This window comes from Bradyrhizobium sp. WBAH42 (genome assembly GCF_024585265.1).
In the GTDB taxonomy this organism is placed as follows: domain Bacteria; phylum Pseudomonadota; class Alphaproteobacteria; order Rhizobiales; family Xanthobacteraceae; genus Bradyrhizobium.
On the sequence record NZ_CP036533.1, the window covers coordinates 192576 to 208581 of the forward strand.

A 16006-nucleotide genomic window follows, 5' to 3' on the forward strand; every position below is an offset into this window, starting at 1 on the left:
TTAGCCTTTCTCTTTGCCCGCCAATCGCACAATGGCCTTGTCTACGCGAAAGCGCGACACGCCCTGATCGGCGAGCATGCGGGCTGCAGGGCTTCGCATCTCCGGAAAGAGAGCAACGAGCGCATTGACCCCGGTCACTGCGGGATTGCCCACCTCCTGCGCGTGAAGCACGGCGCGCTGGTCGACTCGCTCGAACGCCGGCGTAGGCACGGCGCTTCCGCCTTCGATCACGATGTGCTTGAGCTCATTGTCGAGATACTGCGTAAGGCTTTGTCTCAGCTTGCCAAGATCGGCGTCGCAGGCGCTCATCACGGCGGAGGCGTCCGCATCATCGGTCAGGGCGAGCAGCAGATGCTCGAGCGTCGCGTATTGATGGCGACGCCGGTCAGCATGATCGAGCGCCCGTCGTTTCGTGGCCACGTAATTTGCCGAAACCGGGCGCTGCGGCAGGTCGAGCAATGCTTCGATCCGCTCGAGCCGTGTCATGGGATCGAGCATTGCCAACAACTCATACTTGTCCTTGATCGGCAACTTCATCCGCGTCGCAACGATATCGGCGATCTGTCCGGGATCACGGGTTTGATCAAAGAACAGCCAGATATCCGGCACAATAATCCCGTGAACCGCCGTGTAATCCTGGAAGCGCTGATAGATCCTTTGGATGAGATCCCTTGCATTGCGGGCAACTCCCTCGCTGACGTCGACCACCTCAGCCCAATAGGCGGCCGACTCGGTAGCGAAGCCGCGTAGCTCGACTCGCCGCAGTCCCCGCGTCAGCACCCTGAAAGTGCCATCTGCGAGCGGTTCGAGTTCGAGCAGCTGGGCCACGATACCGATGTCGTAGACGTCGGAAAATCGGGGATCATCGACGCCCGCTTCCCTCTGAACCGCCAGCACGACCTCGCGTCCGCCTTCAAACGCCTGGTTCAGGGCCTGGAAGGAGCTCTCTCGGCCCACAAACATCGGATATGTCGCATTTGGAAACGGAACGAGATCGCGGAGCGGAACAGCGGGATAGAGCGCCGTTGTGGTCTTCGGCTGTGCGACCGGCGCCGCCGTGTCACGCCGTTCGGCGTGAAGCAGCGCTGAGAGCGTATTCCAGTCAGCAACACCCAGCATCCTCGATACGAGCTCGAGACTCTCGCTGTGGCTGATGGTGACGGCCTTGGTGGTCAGGGATTCGCGCAGGGTGTGCGCCATAGCCTTGGCATCGCGAAAATCGCGCATCGGTTCGTCCTCTGCATGAGCGATCCAGGTGTGTCAGGTGGTTGCGTTGCTGACCCGGTCGCTCGGGCAAAGGGGGCCGATCAGGGCTCGATACGTTCACCATTCCACGGAGGGTGCAACCGGCGGGTCGTATCAACCTGCGCGAAAGGTGGCGCAAAGAAAGTTTGCTGTCAATTGCGATCTCAGTTCTTCACCGCCGGTATCTCCTCCGCCACCGGCTGCTTCTGACCCTGCTGATACATCGCCAGCGCCTTGTCGAGGGCTTCGCGCAGTGCCAGCGCCGCAGCCACACTGCAACGTAAGTGCGCGGTCTGGACCACGTCGACCCTGACGGCGGCGCCGACCGGCATCAACAGGTTCGCGGCGAGCTCGATCTGGATCGCGCCGTTGTGGTGGCCGAAGCAGGATGCGCCGTCGAAATAGATGATCGGCGCCCGCTCCGAGCTGGAGCTCGAAATGGTGACGGGCCCCTGATTGGTGGCGGGCGTTTCGGGGTCGGCCATGGGCGCTCCTTGCAATTCATCGACGAACGAAGCGCCCACCATCGGCGCTTCGGCCCGCCCTGTCGAGACCAAACCGCCCCGTGCGGGGCCCATTCGGGGTTTTGCGCGGCCCGGCACTGGTCTAGAACGTCCCCATGAACACCTTACCGACCACGCTTGCCTTCGAGGAACTCGCCGAGGCCATCAAGGACCGCCGCTCCGATTATGGCCACATCAGCGGGCTCCAGCTCGACCGCTTCGCGCCAGCCGAGGCCTGGTCCAGCCTGCCCTACCGTGCGGTCTTCGTCGGCGACACCGAGACCGGCGTGCTGCACGGCGGCGTCGTCACTGCGATGCTGGACGAGAGCTGCGGCATGGCGGTGCAACTTGCGCTCGACGGCACGCGCGCCATCGCAACCCTCGATCTGCGTATCGACTACCAGAAGCCGGCGACGCCCGGTCTCGACATCAAGGCGCATTCGGTCTGCTACCGCACCACGCGCTCGATCGCCTTCGTGCGCTCCACGGCCTATCAGGAGTCCGAAGACGATCCGGTCGCGACCGCAACCGCCTGCTTCATGATCGGCGCCAACCGCACCAACATGCTCGCCGACCGCCGGATGGATGCGCGCAGCATCCCGACGCTGGAGGCGCCGGAGGATCCGGACGGGCCCTTTGCGCGCAGCCCGTTCGCGCGGGCGCTCGGCATCCGCATCAACGATGACGGCACGCTGACGATGCCGTTCTCGCCGCAGATCATCGGCAATCCGATCCTGCCGGCGATCCACGGCGGCATGACCGGCGCCTTCCTCGAGACCACCGCCATCATCGGGGTGGCGCGCGAGCTCGGCGCTGCCGCACCGCCCAAGCCGATCGGCCTCACCGTCAACTATTTGCGCTCCGGTCGCGCGCTCGACACGTTTGCCGACGTCTCGATCGTGAAGCAGGGCCGACGCATCGTCGCTTTCGAGGCGCGGGCCTGGCAGGACGATCCGGAGAGGCCGATCGCCACCGCTTTCGGTCACTTCATGCTGCGTCCGACGCCTGGAAGCGACGAGGAATAGGATCATTTTGACTTGACGGCCGCAGGTCCGGCCACAACGATAGCGCGCCTTCGCGAGAGGAATTGGATTGCGGCATCCGCTCGACATCGTCGCCATGTTCGCCGCACTCTGGCTGCTGGCGTCGATGGTGCTCGACGCGCTGACGCCGAAGGAGCTGACGGCGATCATGATCGGCATCGCGATCGGACCCGCCATCGTCGTCACCGCCGTGTTCTACTACCTGCGCTGCCCGCGAACGGATTTTGCGGTGATGTTCGCAGCGCTGTGGCTGATCTCCGATATCGCCATCGCCTTCATCTCGCCGAAGGAGCTGCCGCATTTCCTGATCGCGCTCGGCTTCGTGCCGGCGCTGCTGATCGGCATCGTGCTGCACTGGCAGACCTTCACCTCTCCCCGGCGGGGAGAGGTCGGATTGCGCAGCAATCCGGGTGAGGGGCCGCAGCACCCGGCGAAACCTTAACCCCTCACCCGGATCGCATTTTCAATGCGATCCGACCTCTCCCTTCGGGAGAGGTGAACCACCGCGCCAGCTGATATCACCGCGGCAACAGATTCGTCTTCGCGAGGTCCAGCACCTCGTCGCCGCGCCCGTTCATCACTGCGCGCAGCACCCAGAGGCTGAAGCCCTTGACCTGCTCGGCCGTGATGGTCGGCGGCATCGACAGCTCCTGCTTGGCGGTGACGACGTCGAGCAGCGCCGGCCCATTGTGCGCCAGCATCTCCTTCATCGCGCCCGGAAGCTCGCCGGGATCCTCGACGCGCTTGGCAAAGATGCCCATCGCGCGCGCCATCGCGGCGAAGTCCGGGTTCTCCAGGTCGACATTGGTGTCGACGAAGCCCGCGGCCTTCATCTCCAGCGCGACGAAGCCGAGCACGCCGTTGTTGAAGACGACCACCTTCACCGGCAGCTTTTCTTGCGTCAGCGTGATCAGGTCGCCCATCAGCATGGTGAAGCCGCCGTCGCCGGAGAGCGAGATGACCTGGCGCCCGGGCTGGGCGGCCTGCGCGCCGATCGCCTGCGGCATGGCGTTGGCCATCGAGCCGTGCACGAAAGAGCCGATCAGGCGGCGGCGGCCGTTCATGTCGAGATAGCGCGCCGCCCACACCGTCGGCGTGCCGACATCGGCGGTGAAGACGGCATCGTCGGAGGCATGGTCGCTGATCACCTTGGCGAGATATTGCGGGTGGATCGGCTTGGCTCCCGGCGTGCCCTTGGCGAGCGAGTCCAGACCCTCGCGGGCTCTCTTGTAATGCGCGACGGCCTCGTCGAGATGCTTGCGCTGCGTCTTCGTCTTGAGCAGCGGCAGCAGCGCCTCGATGGTGAGCTTGACGTCGCCGACGAGCCCGAGATCGATCCTGCAGCGCCGTCCCAGATTTTCCGGGCGGATGTCGATCTGCGCGACCTTGGCATCATCAGGGAAGAACTGCTTGTACGGAAAATCGGTGCCGAGCATCACCAGCGCGTCGCAGGCGTGCATCGCGGCGTAGCCGGAGGAGAAGCCGATGAAGCCGGTCATGCCGACGTCATAGGGGTTATCGTATTCGACATGCTCCTTGCCGCCGAGCGCGTGCACGATCGGGCTCTTCAGGGTCTCGGCGAGCTGCATCAAAGGCGCATGCGCGCCGGCGCAGCCGCGGCCGCAGAACAGGGTGATGCGCTCGGCGCCGTTGAGAAGATCGGCGAGGGCCTTCAGCTCGTCCGCCTGCGGCACGACCTGTGGCGAAGCCAGCGCAAGGCCGCGCGTCGTCGACAGTGCGCGCTTCGGAGGACTACGGAACGCGACATCGCCGGGCATCGCGACGACGGCAACGCCGCGCAAGCCCACCGCCGCGCGAATCGCATTCTCCAGCACGTAAGGCAGCTGGCTCGGGTCCGAGACCAGCTCGCAATAATGGCTGCATTCGCGGAACAGATTTTGCGGATGCGTCTCCTGGAAATAGCCGCCGCCGATCTCGGCGGTGGGGATCTGCGCCGCGATCGCCAGCACGGGAACGCGGCTGCGATGCGCATCGAACAGGCCGTTGATCAGATGCAGATTGCCGGGGCCGCAGGAGCCCGCGCAGACCGCGAGGCTCCCGGTCATCTCGGCTTCGCCGGCCGCTGCGAAGGCCGCGACCTCTTCGTGCCGGACATGGATCCATTCGATCGTGCCGCGGCGGCGCAGCGCCTCGGTCAGCGCGTTCAGGCTGTCGCCGACGATGCCGTAGATGCGCTTGACGCCGGCCTGCTCGAGCGTTGCCACGAACAGGTCGGCCACGTTGTTGATCGCCATGTCGGTCTCCTGATTCATCCAGTCGCATAAGATGATGCGCGCATGTCGGCATCGCGCCACCATATGGCAGAATAAGCCAGGTCAGGATCACGGCTAGTTTATTGTCGGTTCAATCGCTCTGAATTGCCCGATCGTAAGCGGCAATTGTCACCTCTGCGCGGGCTGCGACATCCGCCGCACTCATGCCGGGCTTGTAGAGGCTGGAGCCGAGCCCGAATGCGGTCACGCCGCCCTTGATGTATTCGGCAAAGTTCTGGTCGGAGACGCCGCCGACGGCGGCGATCATCACGCCTGCCGGCAGCACGGCGCGGATCGCGGCGATGCCGGCAGCGCCGAGCACGCTCGCCGGAAAGAATTTCAAGCTCGACGCGCCCGAGCGCGCCGCCAGCAGCGCTTCGGTCGGAGAGAAGACGCCGGGCATGGTCACCATGCCGTGCTGATGCGCGCGCGCCAGCACCTCGGTGTCGACATTGGGCGAGACCATCAGCCTGCCGCCGACGTCGTTGAGGCGATCGACGTCTGACGTGGTCAGCACCGTGCCAGCGCCGATCAGCACGCCTGATGGCGCGAGCTTCACGGCAAGCCCGATCGAGCGGAACGGATCGGGCGAGTTCAGGGGGATCTCGATCGCGGTCATGCCGGCCTGGATCAGCACGCCGACGATCGCCTCGGTCTCCTCGGGCTTGATGCCGCGCAGGATCGCGACCAGCGGCCGCTGCATCGACGGAAAGGGAACGCTCATCTCTCGCAGTCCTTCTACTTCGTCCAGATCGCGGCAGCCGCCATCGACAGACCGCGACGGACGGCTTCATCCGCATCGACCGGCTTGGCGGTCATCGACAACGCCTCGAAAGCGAGCCGATACAGCATTGCAAGCCGGCCCGAGGCAATCAGCGTGACACCTTCTTTCGGTACTGCACCGGAAAGCCCTGCCGCCAGCTCGGCACCGATCAACGTGCCCGACAGCGTCTCGCGCGCCGCGGCGGGCGTGCCGCCGAACAGCAGCTGGCGCGAGCGCGCCGTGAACAGCAGGTTGGCCGCAAAGGCCGGGGCGTCGAACGCGGCCTTCACGGCCGCCTTGAAGCTCGCAATATCTTCGGCGTCATCAGCGCCGGCGACTGCGAGCGACAGGATGGTCTCGCGCGAGACGACGCTGAACAGCTCGCCGGTCATGAAGGTGGAAAACCGTTCGACCGCGCCGTCCTTCACGCGAACCCATTTCGAATGCGTGCCGGGCATGCAGACCAGCGCCTCGCCCGCGGCATCGAGGCCGAGCGCGCCGAGCAATTGCGTCTCCTCGCCGCGCATGACGTCCGGCGCCTTAGCGTCTCGCTGGGCGATGCCCGGCAGGATGCGGATGTCGCGCGCCTCGCCCGGCACGCGGACGGCCTGTTTCAGGACGGCCAAGAGCTGTGCCGGCGTGTCGACGTAGCCGGCCTCGACCCAGCCGGTCTTGGCGCCGGCCATGCCGCAGACCAGAACCGGCAGATGATCCGGCGCTTCGACCGCGGCCAGATGCGCTTGCAGCACGGCGGGAAAGCCGGTCTTCGCCGCCGCCAGCATGCCCTCGCCGCTGCGGCGCTCGGCAATCACCTGCCCGGCGCGATCGACCAGCCAGAGCCGGAAGCTGCTGGTGCCCCAATCCACCGCGACATAAGCGGGTTCGGTCATATCAGGTCTCGTCCTCGTCTCATCGCCAAGACGCCGTCTCGCGACAGATGAGACGATGTCCAGCAGGGTCCCGTCGAGATACCGGCTATTGCGCGGGCAAACCAGTCCTTTCTCTTCAATTCGAGGCTCCGCCGCGCTGGCACACCGCTTGCTCAAGGTTCATCACTCAACAAGGTTCATCACTCAACTCCGTCAACGCGCGACAAGACGCGTCAACATCAGATGAGGAAACCCATGGAGATCGGCTATTTCACGATGCCCTCGCATCCGCCGGAGTGCGGCCTGAAGGAAGGGAACGACTGGGACCTGCAGGTCATGCGCTGGCTCGACGAACTCGGCTACCAGGAGGCCTGGGTCGGCGAGCACCACACCGCGCCCTGGGAACCCAATCCCACGCCGGACCTTCTGATCGCGCAGGCCTTGATGCAGACCAAGCGCTTGCGCATCGGGCCGGGCGGCTTCCTCTTGCCCTATCACCACCCCGCCGAGCTCGCCAACCGCGTTGCCATGCTCGACCATCTCTCCGAGGGCCGGCTCAATTTCGGCGTCGCGGCGAGCGGCCTTCCGAGCGACTGGGCGATGTTCAACGTCGACGGCATGAGCGGACAGAACCGCGACATGACGCGCGAGGCGCTGGAGATCATCCTGAAGCTGTGGACCGAGCCGGCGCCCTTCACCCACAAGGGCAAGTACTGGACGGTGACCAAGCCGGACACCATGTTCGATTTCCTCAAGCCCCACATCAAGCCGCTGCAGGCGCCGCATCCGCCGATCGGCGTTGCGGGCCTGTCCAAGAACTCGGACACGCTGAAGCTCGCCGGCGAGCGCGGCTTCATCCCGATGAGCCTCAACCTCAATCCGGCCTATGTCGGCAGCCACTGGGACTCGGTCGAGATCGGCGCGGCCAAGACCGGACGCAAGCCGAACCGGCAGGATTGGCGGCTGGTGCGCGAGGTGTTCGTCGCCGACACCGACGAAGAGGCCTGGAAGCTCTCGACCGGCGACATGATGGGCCGGATGATGAGCGAGTACTTCCTGCCGCTGCTCGGGCATTTCGGCTTCAAGGATTATCTGAAGCACGCCCCTGACGTGCCCGATAGCGACGTCACGGTCGAATATTGCGCCAAGCGGAACTGGATCGTCGGCTCGCCCGCAACCGTCGCCGAGAAGATCGAAAAGATCTACGACGAGGTCGGCGGCTTCGGTGTGCTCCTGGTGTTCGGCTTCGACTACAAGCACAAGGCGGAAGCCTGGCATCACTCGCTCTCGCTGCTGAAGAACGAGGTGATGCCGCGACTTGCGCATCTCGGCTCCGCGAAGAAGGCGGCTTGACCGCCAACGGGTGCGGCGCGATCGTGCCGCACCCGCTTCTATTGTCGGAGATTTCCGCGTGACGGTGGACGCCAGTTCTTTCGACGCCAATTCTTTCGACGCTACGCATTTCAAGCAGGCGATGCGCCAATGTGCCGGTGCCGTGGCGCTGGTCACGGTGGGCGCCGATCACGGCAAGCGCACGGGGCTGACGGTGACCTCGGCCTGCTCGTTGTCGGACAAGCCGCCCTCGCTGATCGTCTGCGTCAACCGCAACGCCAGCGCACATGCCCGCATCCGAGAGGAAGGTGCTTTCGCCATCAACTTCCTGCACGAGGATCACGCGCTGCTCGCCCTCACCTTCAGCGGCCAGAAGGGCGTCAACGGCGACGATCGCTTTGCCTTCGGGCAATGGACGCGTGGCGTGACCGGCGCACCGGTGCTGGCGGATGCGGTGGCTGCGTTCGACTGCGTGCTGGCGCAGGAGTTCGAAACGACAACGCATTCGATCTTCGTCGGCGAGGTCCGCAGCGCCTCGCATTCCGCTGCGGCCACGCCGCTGGTGTACCTGCGCAGCAATTTCCACACGCCGCGAGAAATCCGCGAGACGGTTGCGATCGGCGATCTCGACGCACGGCATCTGAGCTGGACGGATTTTTCGTAAGGATGCGTCGAACTTGTAGGGTGGGCAAAGCGAAGCGTGCCCACGTCCTGCCTACTCGTGAGACGACGTGGGCACGGCGCAAGTGCGCCTTTGCCCACCCTACGATTCCGGTTTTGCGGAGAGACCTCTCACCCGTCGCGCCAGGCGCTACTGCGCCGTCTCGATCTTCATCGCCTTGATCTTGCGGTACAGCGTGGCGCGGCTGAGCTTCAGCGCGCGGGCCGCCTCGGTGACGCGGCCGCCGTGCTTGCGAAGCGCCGCGACAATCGTCGCACGCTCGGCCGCTTCAAGGTCGGGCTCCGTCCGTCCGCCGAACGGCGGCAGATCGAGATCGGCATCGGTGACGACGCCATCTTCCGCCGTGCAGCCGGCAAGCCGCAGCACGTGGCGGAGCTGGCGCATGTTGCCGGGAAACGGATAGGCCGCGAGCTGCGACCATGCCTCGTCCGAGAGCCGGCAGTTCGGCGCCTCCTCGCCCGCGATCTGGAGAATGATGTCGGCGCGGTCGGTACGCTCGCGCAAGGCGGGCAGGCGCACCTCGATGCCGCGCAGGCGGAAATAGAGGTCGGCGCGGAAGGCTCCCGCTTCCGCCATGCGGCCGAGATCGCGATGCGTGGCGCTGATCAGGCGGATATCGACAGCGACAGGCTTGAGCGCACCGAGCGGCCAGACCTCGCGGTTTTCCAGAACGCGCAACAGGCGCGTCTGCAAGCCGATCGGCATGTCGCCGATCTCGTCGAGGAACAGCGTGCCGCCGTCGGCCTGCACGATCAGGCCCTTCGAGCCCTCGCGCCGCGCGCCGGTGAAGGCGCCGGCCTCGTAGCCGAACAGCTCGGCGTCGATCAGGCTTTCCGGCATCGCCGCGCAGTTGAGCGCGACATAATTGTTGCGCGCGCGGTTGCTCGCACCGTGAATGGCCCGCGCGAACACGTCCTTGCCGACGCCGGTCTCGCCATGCAGCAGCACCGGCAGATTGTGATCGCCGATGCTTCGCAGCCGCTTGACACTTCGGATCAGGCCGGGGTCGCGGCCGGCGAGCCGACGCAACGCGTCGAAACGATCGACCGGCGCATCGCGGCGCGGCGCCTGCGATCGCGCACGCAGGGGCGGAGCAACATGGCCCTGTCCCAACGGACGACCATCGCCATGGTGCAGCTCGACGATCTCGCCCGTGCCACGCGCGGCGTGATGATCGAACTTGACGTAGCGCGACAGGTCGATGCCGGAGCCGATCATGCCGTCGGTGAGGCCGAGCAGCGCACGCGCCGAGCGGCAGGCGCCGACGATGCGGCGGTCGGCGTCGTAAGCGACGAGGCCGCTGCCGCCGTCACCGGGCACGGTTGCGATCCAGGCATTGCGGAAATGACCGCGGAAGATCGCACCCTCCATCCGCCGCGTCGCCTCCATCGTCACCGCGAGTGCAAGCTGATGCGCGGCGCGCTCCAGGTCTTCGCGGCAGGAGGTGATGTTGATGGCACCGGCGAGCCGGCCGGCCTGGTCGAACAGCGGTGCCACGGCGCAGGAGAACATGTGCCATTGCGCGCGAAAATGCTCGTCGCGATGCACCAGAATCGGCTTCTCCTCGGCCAGCGCGGTGCCGAGCCCATTGGTGCCCTCGCAAGCCTCTGCGAAGTTCGAGCCGGTGTAGATCTTCCAGTCCAGAAACATCCTTGCGTCGGCTTCGCCCGGCAGACGGCTGAACAGCATGGTCGCGTTCACATCCGCGAGATTGACGCAATAGCCGGCGTCGCGCAGCACGCGGGCGAGATCGTCGAGCTCGGGCGTGACGAGCCGGATCGTCTCCTCCATCGGCCCGGCGACATGACGGATCTCGGCTTCGGTGAGCGTCTGTGGCGGGCCCTGGCGGGCGGGATCGAGCTTGTGATTGACCAGGCAGCGCCGCCAGGAATTGGCAATCCGCGAGGAGGCATCGACGTCGGCCACATGATTGGCGACGGACAAGACACGGGCGACATGGTTCGAGGCCGAGAGGCTGGCCATCGCGGACGTCTCCACCCTGTATTATTGTGCAAAGTCTGGCACCGCAGGCGGGGATGTCAATCGGGAACCGGGACGCAGTTGTATGGCGCGATGGCCCAGCGCCGTCATGGCCGGGCTTCGTCCCGGCCATCCACGTGTTACCGCGAATGCGAAAGAACGTGGATGCCCGGGACATCTAGCGCGAAGACGCGCTTCGCGCTTCTGCCCGGGCATGACGACGTGGAAATAGATCGTCTCTATCATCATGCAACTAGTGCTGCACCGCGCTCACCACGTGTCGATGCACGGCCGCTTCTTCGCCGTCCTCGGCGCGGGCTTCGGCACCGTGCGCAGACCGGCCATGATCCAGCGCCGCGTCGCGGCGGGATCGATGACGTTGTCGATCTCGAACACGGAGGCGATCGAGACCGCTTTGCCGTTGGCGTAGAGCTCGGCGACCTTGTTGCGGTAATAGGTCTCGCGCTCCTCGGGATCGGCGATCGCCTCCATCTCCTTGCGGAAGCCGAGGCGGACATAGCCCTCCAAGCCCATGCCGCCGAACTCGCCGGTCGGCCAGGCCGCCGTGAAGAACGAGGCGTGGAAGCCGCCGCCGATCATCGATTGCGCGCCGAGACCGTAGCCCTTGCGCAGCACAATGCCGAACAGCGGCACGGTGAGGCTGGCGCCGGTCACGAACATGCGGGAGACGTGGCGCACGATCGCGGTCTTCTCCGCTTCCGGGCCGACCATGAAGCCGGGCGTGTCGCACAGCGAGACAACAGGCAGATCGAAGGCGTCGCAGAGCTGGAGGAAACGCGCAGCCTTGTCGCCGGCGTCGGCATCGATAGCGCCGCCGAGATGGCGCGGGTTGTTGGCGATCAGGCCGAACGGCTTGCCTTCGATGCGGATCAGCGCGGTGATCATGCCGACGCCGTAGTCGCGGCGCAGCTCCAGCACGCTGTCCTTGTCCGCGACGAGATCGATGACGCTGCGGATGTCATAGACGCGCAAGCGGTTCTCGGGAATGGCGCGGCGGAGCAGGCGCTGGTCGGCGGCCTCCCACTGCGTCACCGCGCCCTGGAAATAGGACAGGTATTTCTGCGCGACAGATGTCGCCTCCTCCTCATCCTCGACCAGGATGTCGATGACGCCGTTTGGCGACTGGAACGTGACAGGGCCGACTTCGGCCGGATGATAGACACCGAGGCCGCCGCCCTCGATCATCGCCGGGCCGCCCATGCCGATCGAGGCGTTCTTGGTCGCAATGATGACGTCGCAGCAGCCGAGCATCGCGGCATTGCCGGCAAAGCAATAGCCGGAAACGACACCGACCACTGGGACGAGGCCCGAAAGCCGGGCGAATTGCACGAAGGACGGACCGTCGAGGCCTGTCATGCCGAGGCGGTCGGTATCGCCAGGCCGGCCACCGCCGCCTTCGGCATAGAACACCAGCGGCACGCGCCAGTCTTCCGCGAGGCTCAGCATTCGGTCGATCTTCTTGTGGTTCATGTGGCCCTGCGTGCCCGCAAGCACGGTGTAGTCATAGGCGACGACGATGCAACGCGCGCCTTCAGGCCCGAACTTCTCTGCATTCACCGTGGCGACGCCCATGACGAGGCCATCGGCCGGCGTGTTCTTGATGAGGTCGTCGAGCTTGCGCCGGCGGCGCTGCGCCGCAATCGCGAGACTGCCGTACTCCATGAACGAGCCGTCATCGACGAGCTGGGCGACGTTCTCGCGCGCGGTGCGCTGGTTGGTGTTGCGGCGGCGCTCGACCGCAGCGGGGCGGTTTTCGTCGAGCGAGTTGGCCTGGCGGGCGATCAGCTCGGCGAGGTCGGGGCGGATGTGATCGAGATCGACATCGGCTTCCGCCGTCGTGCTGTCGGCGGCGACGTCGAGGGGCTCGAGATAGAGGATCGGCTCGCCATGCATCAGCGTGACCCCGTCGCCGGCGACGAGCTTCATGACCCGGCCGCCCTGCTCGGCCATCACCAGATGCTCCATCTTCATGGACTCGATCACGGCAAGCTGCTGGCCGGGGCGTACGATTTCGCCTTCTTTCACCTGGATGGTGACGATGGTTCCTTGCAGGGGCGCCGCGACCATCACCGCGCCTTCGGGCACGGCTTGCGCGACGTGCACCTCCGCGCTGTGGCCACCACTACGCTCGGCTGCTGCGAAATAGAGCGGCTTGGCGGCGCCGTCCGATGCTTCCACGAGCTTGGCAATGTTGCGGTCGATGAAATCGGTCGCGATGCGGTTGGTCCTGAAATCGGGATGCGCGAGCACCGCCTGAAGGAACGAAATGTTGGTGACGACACCGTCGATCCGGAACTCGCGTAGCGCACGCGAGGCTTTCGCGACCACGTCATGCCAGCCCTCGCTTGGCGTGTGCACGATCACCTTGGCCAGCAGCGAGTCGAAAGCGGCGCTGGTCTTGTAGCCGGCATAGCCGAAGCTATCGACGCGAACACCGGGGCCCGATGGCGGCTCGAACACGGCGAGCACGCCGCCGGTCGGATGCGTGGCGCCCGTTTCGTCCAGCGTTTCCATGTTGACGCGAAGCTGCATGGCATAGCCGCGCGGCTTCGGAATGGATGCTTGCGCAAGACCCAGCGAAGCCAGCGTGCTGCCTGCGGCGACCGCAAGCTGGGCGCGGACGAGATCGACGCCGAGCACCTCTTCCGTGACGGTGTGCTCGACCTGGAGCCGCGGATTGGCCTCGATGAAGGCGAAGCTGTCCTCCGCGGTGCCGTCGACCAGAAACTCGAACGTGCCGAGATTGTCGTAAGACGCCGCACCCGCCAGCTGCTTCGCCGCCTCGATGATGCGGCCGCGCAGGGCATCGCTCAATGATGGGCTCGGCGCCACCTCGATCAGCTTCTGGTGCCGGCGCTGGATGGTGCATTCGCGCTCCCAGAGATGGGAGATCGCACCATGGCGATCGCCGATGATCTGGACCTCGATGTGGCGCGCCTGCCGGATCAGCCGCTCGGCATAGACGCCGTCGAAGCCGAACGCCGCCTTGGCTTCGGACTGACAGCGCGCATAGGCTTCCGCAAGATCGGACGCGTTCTCCACCACGCGCATGCCGCGGCCGCCGCCGCCGGCCATCGCCTTGATCACGATCGCAGCGCTGCTGCCGAGCGAGGTAAAGAATGCCGTGATCTCCTCGAGGCTCGACGGCCCGCTGGTGCCGGCAATGATCGGCACGCCGCAGCGTTTCGCCAGCTGACGTGCCGCGACCTTGTCGCCGAACAGTTCGAGCGCGGCCGGTTTCGGCCCGACGAAGGTGATGCCGGCATCGGCGCAGGCCTTCGCGAATGCCGCGTTCTCGCTGAGGAAGCCATAGCCGGGATGCACGGCATCGCACGCCGTGCTCTTCGCCGCCTTCACCACGGCCTCGATGTCGAGATAGGCCCGCGCGCCGCGGCCGGGGATCTCGATCGCCTCGTCCGCGACGCGCACGTGCAGCGACAGCGCATCATCGGCGGGATGGATCGCGACCGTCGCGATGCCGGCATCGGCCGCCGCGCGTGCGATGCGGATGGCGATCTCGCCGCGATTGGCGATCAGGAGCTTCTTGAACGACATCGTCTCTCTCACTGGACGGCAGGAGGATTTGGATTGAGGTCCTGCTTCCTGACCTTGCCCGTCGCCGTCAGGGGCAGCGCATCGATGATGCGGACTTCCGGAACCTTGTAGACGGCCATGCGCTCGGCGCACCAGGCACGCAGTTCCTGTTCCGAGACCGTGCCGATCGCTTCGGGCTTGAGCTGGATATAGGCGACCGGCACCTGGCCCTTGTCCGGATCGTCGCGGCCGACCACGCCCGAGCCCAGCACCTTCGGATGCTGGCCCAGCAGCGCCTCAATCTCCGGCGGAAACACGCTCATGCCCTTGACCTTCAGCATCTCCTTGCGTCGCCCGAGGAAGTGCAGAAAGCCGTCCTTGTCGATCGTGCCGATATCGCCGGTGCGCAACCAGCCGTCGACGAGCGATTCCGCCGTCGCCTCCGGCTTGTTCCAGTAGCTCTTGAGCAGCGACGGCGTGCGCACGCGGATCTCGCCTTCTGCCCCGAGAGGCAGCAGCGCGCCGGTCTCGAAATCGGTGATCTTGAACTCGGCGCCGGGCACCGGCAGGCCGACGAAGATCGGCTGGCTGTTGAGGTCGAAATCCCCGTCCTGAAAGCCAGCGGTGAAAGTGTTGGACGTGTGCGTCTCGGTCATGCCCCAGGCTGCCTCCATCAGGATCGTGCCGGTCAGATCCTTCCAGCGCCTGCGATAGCCGGCATTGAGCTTCTTGACGAAGGAGACCACGCGCACCTGTTGCAGCGACGACAGGTCGAACTCGCTCCAGCGCGGATGGTCCATCATCTCGACCGCGCTGTCGACCGGCATCGCCGTGATCGTGACCTTGTACTTGTCGATCGCCGCCATCGCACCAACGGCGTCCCAGCGCGCGAGCAGAACCAGCGTGCCGCCCGCGAACAGCGGAAAGATCAGGCCGGAATTCTCGCCCGCAATCCAGAACTCCGGAAAGAACGACAGGAACACGCTGCTCTCGCCCGAGGGAAGCGAGATGCCGTAATTGGCGGCGGCCGTGTAGACCATGTCGCGATGGGTATGCACGCAGCCCTTCGGCATGCCGGTGGTGCCGCCGGTGTAATTGAGCGCGGCGACATCATCGAGGTGAGGCGGCGGCAGCGGCGTCGGTGCGGGCATTGCCGCAAGCGCCGGCAGGAGATCAGTCGCGCCAGCGATCGCAACGCGCGACGTGCGGATCGAGTCCGGCGCGGGAAACGCAGGCGCCGCCGGCACGACATCGGCAAAGCTGGTGACGATGATCTCGCGCAACCGCACCTCGCTCTTCACCTGCTCGACGATGGGGATGAGCTGGTCGAGCGCCACGATCACATCGGCCTGGGTATCGTTGAGCTGGTAGGACAGCTCGAACGCGCGCGAGAGCGGGCTGATGGGAACGTGGACCGCGCCAAGCTTCAGAATACCGAAGAACACGACGTGGAATTGCGGGCAGTTCGGCAGGAAGACGGCGACGCGATCGCCTTTGCGCACGCCCTTCGCCTGCAACAGCGCCGCAAACCGATCGCTCTGCCGATCGAGATCGGCATACGTGGTCACATGGCCATAGAAGATCACGGCGGGCCGCTCCGGACTCCGCTTCGCCCAGGCGCGCAGATATTCCGTCAGGGGAACTTCGCCATGCAGATAATTCGGCGAGCGCGGCAGGTCCTTCGGCCAGGCCTTGTCCCACAGGCCGCGCAAATTGGCGAGGTAGTCCTTCTCGTCGAGGCCCGTGTTCATGACGTCCTTC

The 16006-nt window shown here is 65.6% G+C and carries 12 protein-coding genes; 4 read left to right on the top strand and 8 right to left on the bottom strand.

The features are described 5' to 3' along the window. On the bottom strand, positions 1-1227 hold the full coding sequence (locus DCG74_RS00935; RefSeq protein ID WP_172788449.1) for an LON peptidase substrate-binding domain-containing protein: 1227 nt from the start codon (positions 1225-1227) through the stop codon (positions 1-3). A gap of 182 nt (positions 1228-1409) precedes the next feature. After that, positions 1410-1730 (bottom strand): hypothetical protein, encoded by a 321-nt coding sequence (locus tag DCG74_RS00940; protein ID WP_172788450.1) that lies wholly within the window; start codon positions 1728-1730, stop codon positions 1410-1412. Between the two features lie 134 nt (positions 1731-1864). Between DCG74_RS00940 and DCG74_RS00945 the strand changes: the two genes are divergently transcribed. Next, positions 1865-2773, top strand: coding sequence for a PaaI family thioesterase (locus DCG74_RS00945; protein WP_172788451.1), 909 nt, complete (start codon positions 1865-1867; stop codon positions 2771-2773). 67 nt (positions 2774-2840) lie between these two features. Then, positions 2841-3233, top strand: coding sequence for a hypothetical protein (locus tag DCG74_RS00950; RefSeq protein WP_246571973.1), 393 nt, complete (start codon positions 2841-2843; stop codon positions 3231-3233). Positions 3234-3309: 76 nt separating this feature from the next. Here DCG74_RS00950 and poxB read toward each other — a convergent pair whose 3' ends face one another. The 3 genes from poxB to DCG74_RS00965 form a co-directional block, all read right to left on the bottom strand. After that, on the bottom strand, positions 3310-5046 hold the full coding sequence (gene poxB / locus DCG74_RS00955) for a ubiquinone-dependent pyruvate dehydrogenase (RefSeq protein ID WP_172788452.1): 1737 nt from the start codon (positions 5044-5046) through the stop codon (positions 3310-3312). A gap of 109 nt (positions 5047-5155) precedes the next feature. Further along, the gene (locus DCG74_RS00960; RefSeq protein WP_172788453.1) at positions 5156-5788 is read right to left on the bottom strand and encodes a 2-dehydro-3-deoxy-6-phosphogalactonate aldolase; all 633 of its coding nucleotides are present in this window, start codon (positions 5786-5788) and stop codon (positions 5156-5158) included. A 14-nt stretch (positions 5789-5802) separates the two neighbouring features. After that, positions 5803-6717, bottom strand: coding sequence for a 2-dehydro-3-deoxygalactonokinase (locus DCG74_RS00965; protein WP_172788454.1), 915 nt, complete (start codon positions 6715-6717; stop codon positions 5803-5805). Positions 6718-6951: 234 nt separating this feature from the next. Between DCG74_RS00965 and DCG74_RS00970 the strand changes: the two genes are divergently transcribed. Both DCG74_RS00970 and DCG74_RS00975 read left to right on the top strand, forming a co-directional pair. Continuing rightward, complete coding sequence (locus DCG74_RS00970) at positions 6952-8049, top strand: LLM class flavin-dependent oxidoreductase (RefSeq protein WP_172788468.1); 1098 nt, start codon at positions 6952-6954, stop codon at positions 8047-8049. A 121-nt stretch (positions 8050-8170) separates the two neighbouring features. Further along, positions 8171-8692: a flavin reductase family protein gene (locus DCG74_RS00975; RefSeq protein ID WP_210268486.1), complete on the top strand. Its 522-nt coding sequence runs from the start codon at positions 8171-8173 to the stop codon at positions 8690-8692. A 147-nt stretch (positions 8693-8839) separates the two neighbouring features. On the opposite strand, the gene DCG74_RS00980 is transcribed toward DCG74_RS00975, so the two are convergent. The 3 genes from DCG74_RS00980 to DCG74_RS00990 all read right to left on the bottom strand — a co-directional run bounded on the left by DCG74_RS00980 (position 8840) and on the right by DCG74_RS00990 (position 15996). Further along, complete coding sequence (locus tag DCG74_RS00980) at positions 8840-10693, bottom strand: sigma-54-dependent Fis family transcriptional regulator (RefSeq protein WP_172788456.1); 1854 nt, start codon at positions 10691-10693, stop codon at positions 8840-8842. A 267-nt stretch (positions 10694-10960) separates the two neighbouring features. After that, positions 10961-14266, bottom strand: coding sequence for a carboxyl transferase domain-containing protein (locus tag DCG74_RS00985; RefSeq protein ID WP_172788457.1), 3306 nt, complete (start codon positions 14264-14266; stop codon positions 10961-10963). A gap of 8 nt (positions 14267-14274) precedes the next feature. Beyond that, entirely contained in the window at positions 14275-15996 is a 1722-nt protein-coding gene (locus tag DCG74_RS00990; RefSeq protein ID WP_172788458.1) for an AMP-binding protein, read from the bottom strand. Between the last annotated feature and the right edge of the window lie 10 nt (positions 15997-16006).

Bases quoted from the DNA above. Each gene is read 5' to 3' on its own strand.
- DCG74_RS00985 (WP_172788457.1), bottom strand. From the start codon at position 14,266: ATGTCGTTCAAGAAGCTCCTGATCGCCAATCGCGGCGAGATCGCCATC.
- DCG74_RS00975 (WP_210268486.1), top strand. From the start codon at position 8,171: ATGCGCCAATGTGCCGGTGCCGTGGCGCTGGTCACGGTGGGCGCCGAT.
- DCG74_RS00940 (WP_172788450.1), bottom strand. From the start codon at position 1,730: ATGGCCGACCCCGAAACGCCCGCCACCAATCAGGGGCCCGTCACCATT.
- DCG74_RS00945 (WP_172788451.1), top strand. From the start codon at position 1,865: ATGAACACCTTACCGACCACGCTTGCCTTCGAGGAACTCGCCGAGGCC.
- poxB (WP_172788452.1), bottom strand. From the start codon at position 5,046: ATGGCGATCAACAACGTGGCCGACCTGTTCGTGGCAACGCTCGAGCAG.
- DCG74_RS00990 (WP_172788458.1), bottom strand. From the start codon at position 15,996: ATGAACACGGGCCTCGACGAGAAGGACTACCTCGCCAATTTGCGCGGC.
- DCG74_RS00965 (WP_172788454.1), bottom strand. From the start codon at position 6,717: ATGACCGAACCCGCTTATGTCGCGGTGGATTGGGGCACCAGCAGCTTC.
- DCG74_RS00935 (WP_172788449.1), bottom strand. From the start codon at position 1,227: ATGCGCGATTTTCGCGATGCCAAGGCTATGGCGCACACCCTGCGCGAA.
- DCG74_RS00980 (WP_172788456.1), bottom strand. From the start codon at position 10,693: ATGGCCAGCCTCTCGGCCTCGAACCATGTCGCCCGTGTCTTGTCCGTC.
- DCG74_RS00970 (WP_172788468.1), top strand. From the start codon at position 6,952: ATGGAGATCGGCTATTTCACGATGCCCTCGCATCCGCCGGAGTGCGGC.
- DCG74_RS00960 (WP_172788453.1), bottom strand. From the start codon at position 5,788: ATGAGCGTTCCCTTTCCGTCGATGCAGCGGCCGCTGGTCGCGATCCTG.